Source organism: Streptomyces sp. LMG1-1-1.1 (genome assembly GCF_040815545.1).
Classification (GTDB): domain Bacteria; phylum Actinomycetota; class Actinomycetes; order Streptomycetales; family Streptomycetaceae; genus Streptomyces.
Window position 1 is genome coordinate 1 of record NZ_JBFPNH010000086.1, and the last position, 3,465, is coordinate 3,465.

At 75.0% G+C, this 3,465-nt stretch carries 2 protein-coding genes; both read left to right on the forward strand.

Translation table 11 applies throughout. The features are described from left to right. Nucleotides 1-2,082 (forward strand): serine/threonine-protein kinase (locus tag MRBLMG1_RS35025; protein WP_414721711.1); only part of this gene is annotated, 2,082 nt, incomplete at its 5' end. A gap of 151 nt (nt 2,083-2,233) precedes the next feature. Beyond that, nucleotides 2,234-3,465 (forward strand): protein kinase (locus MRBLMG1_RS35030; protein WP_367828194.1); only part of this gene is annotated, 1,232 nt, incomplete at its 3' end.

Consider the following 3,465-nt stretch of genomic DNA (forward strand, 5'->3'; position numbering starts at 1 on the left):
GGCACCGGCGCCGCCGGGGATCCCCGCGCGGCCTCCGGCGCGGCCTCGGAGCCCGTCGACGCCGCCGCGAGCGGCCGGCTGCGGGGCACCGAACCGTCGACCGGACGGGCCGGGTTCGGCGCCGGGGACGGCGACGGCGAGAGCGGCGGTCCGTCCGGCACCGGGCGCACGACCGGCGGCGACAAGCTGCGCAAGGCCCCGGTGGGCGAGGGACGGCTCCTCGCCGGCCGGTACCGGCTCGGCGTGGTCCTCGGGCGCGGCGGCATGGGCACCGTGTGGCGCGCGGTCGACGAGACCCTCGGCCGTACGGTCGCCGTCAAGGAGCTCCGCTTCCCCACCAGCATCGACGACGACGAGAAGCGGCGCCTCATCACCCGGACCCTGCGCGAGGCGAAGGCCATCGCCCGGGTCCGCAACAACAACGCCGTCACCGTGTACGACGTCGTCGACGAGGACGACCGTCCGTGGATCGTCATGGAGCTCGTCGAGGGCAAGTCCCTCGCGGACGCCGTGCGCGAGGACGGCACGCTCACGCCCCGGCGCGCCGCCGAGGTCGGCCTCGCCATCCTCGACGTGCTGCGTTCGGCGCACCGCGAGGGCATCCTGCACCGCGACGTGAAGCCGTCCAACGTGCTGATCGCCGAGGACGGCCGGGTCGTCCTCACCGACTTCGGCATCGCCCAGGTGGAGGGCGACCCCTCGATCACCTCCACCGGCATGCTCGTCGGCGCCCCCTCGTACATCTCCCCGGAGCGCGCCCGCGGCCACAAGCCCGGTCCCGCCGCCGACCTGTGGTCGCTCGGCGGCCTGATCTACGCGGCGGTCGAGGGCAGCCCGCCGTACGACAAGGGTTCGGCCATCGCCACCCTCACGGCGGTCATGACCGAGCCGGTCGACCCGCCGAAGAACGCGGGACCCGAGCTGGAGCAGGTCATCTACGGCCTGCTCGCCAAGGACCCGGCCCAGCGGCTCGACGACGCCGGCGCGCGCGTCCTGCTGCGCGCCGTGCTCGACGCGCCCGAGGCGCCGCCCGCGGTCTCGCCCGAGGTCACCACGGTCGTACCGCTGCCGCCGCGCCCCGAGCGGGTGCCGGCGACGCCCGCCGTGCCGGCGACCCCGGCAGCCGACCGGAACCAGGCCTCCGACGCCGCGGAGCGGATGCGGGGCGCCCTGAAGTCCGTACGCAACGCGGCGGCGTCGACGTCGGCGAAGCCCGACGCGGCGCGCAGCGGCGGAAGGCCCGCGCCGGCGCGCGCGCCGCTGACCGACGTCGTCCCGCGCCGCACGCTGGTGATCATCGCGGCGGTCGCCGTCCTCGCCGTGCTCGGCACGATCCTGGCCGTCTCCCTCGGTGGCGGCGACGAGAAGGACCAGGGCAAGGGGAGCGGGGGGACCACGGCGTCCGCCGGCGCCTCGGCCGGCGGTGACGGCTCCGGAGGATCCGCGGGCTCCGACGGCGGCAAGGGCCAGTCGTCGGGCGGCCCCGGCCAGCAGGGCGGCGCGCAGCCCGGTGACACCGACTCCACCGGTGCCACCGGCGCGAACGCCACGACGGGGTCCACGGGCGGGTCGAACGGCGGCAGCGCCAAGCCGTCCGGCAAGCCCGGAGACGGCGGCACGCAGCTGCCCGCCGGCTACACCCTCGTCACCAACGCCCGGTTCCACTTCTCGATGGCGATGCCCTCGTCCTTCTCGCTCCGCTCGATAGCGGGATACGACTCCGGCGGCATCTTCAGCGAGGACGGCGGCTTCCCGCGCGTCCAGGTCGACTTCAACGACAGCCCGAAGGACGACGCGGCCGCCGCGTGGGCCGCGGCCATGACCGGTGTCGCTGCCACCAGCAGCGGCTACAAGCACATCGGCATCCACCCGGTCTCGTACAACGGCTACCCGACCGTCGCCGACTGGGAGTTCGAGCGCACGCAGAAGGGCGTGCGCGTGCGCGTCCTCAACCGCGGCTTCAAGGTGGACGCCAAGCACGGCTACTCCATCATGATCACCTGCAAGGCGAGCGAGTGGAACGGCGCGGAGTGCCGGACGCTGCGGGATACGGCGTTCGCCACGTTCACGCCCAAGGACTGACCGGCGCCCCGTATCGTGAGAGTTCGCGGACGGTACGCAGTCGAACGGAGTCGTTAACTGCACGGTGCCGGACCGGAACTGACGGACTCGCGCGATCCCTCCCGATCCCGAGGGGTCCGCGGGGGACAGCGTGCGCGCGTGGGGAGGCGTCGTGGACGACTACGCGGGAAGGGTGCTCGCGGACCGCTACCGCCTGCCGCTGCCGCCGGCGGACGCGGACGCGGACTCGTACGCGGACGCGTACGCGCTCGTGGAGACGCGCGCGTTCGACACGTACAGCGGGCAGGAGGTCCTGGTCCGCCAGGTACCGCTGCCGGAGTTCGTGGACGCCGAGGTGCTCGACGGCGACGGCGGCCCCGCCGACCCCTACGGCGGCACGGGACGGGCGACCCGCCGGCCCGCCGAGCCCGTCGTGCGCCGGGCGATCGAGGCCGCCCAGGCCGCCGCGCAGATCCCCGACCACCCGTTACTCGACCAGGTCTTCGACGTCTTCGCGGAGGCCGGCTCGCTGTGGATAGTGAGCGAGGTCGTGGCGGCCAGACCGCTGGCCGCGCTCCTCGCCGAGCGTCCCCTCACCCCGTACCGCGCGGCCGAGATCGGCGCCGACGTCCTCACCGCCCTGCGCGCGCTGCACGCCCACGGCTGGGTCCACCGGAACATCACCGCCCGCACCGTCCTCGTCTGCGACGACGGCCGGGTGGTCCTCACCGGCCTCGCGGTCGGTGCCGCGGAAGAGGCCCTCTGCGGCTACGCACCCGTTCCGTCCGAGTCCGGGTCGTTCGAGGGCGCGCCGTTCGAAGCCGAGCCGACCGGGACCGAACCGTTCGCCTCCTCACCGCGGGCCCCCGAGCCGTACGTCGTCGAATGGCCCGAGCCCGAGGAGGGCTACGGCTCCCAGCAGTTCGTACCCGAGGTGTACGAGGCCGAGGTCTACGAGGCGGAGGTGTACGAGGCCGAGGTGTACGAGGAGCCCGACCCGGACGGCGAGGCGGGCGAGCGGCTCCTCGCGGGGGAGCACGACGGCACCGACCTGTACGGCACCGACCCCCATGGCGGGGACCCGGACCCGGACCGATCCGGATGGGTCGGCGATGGCGATGCCGATGGCGATTCCCACGACGGCGATTCCCACGACCGCGATTCCCACGACGGCGATTCCCCCGGTGACGACCACACCGGAGCCGATCCCTCCGCCGCCGCCCCCTCCGCCCCCTACGGCGCCGATCCCTACGGCCGGGCGGCGGCCGAGCCCGCCGCCGCGACGCAGCCCGCGCCGACCCCGCCGACCGCCGACGTGCGGGCCGCGCGGGCCGGTGCCGGGGGCCCGGTTGGCGCGGACCTGCCGGTACGCCTCGTTCAGGCCGCAGCCGCAGAGGGCGACGG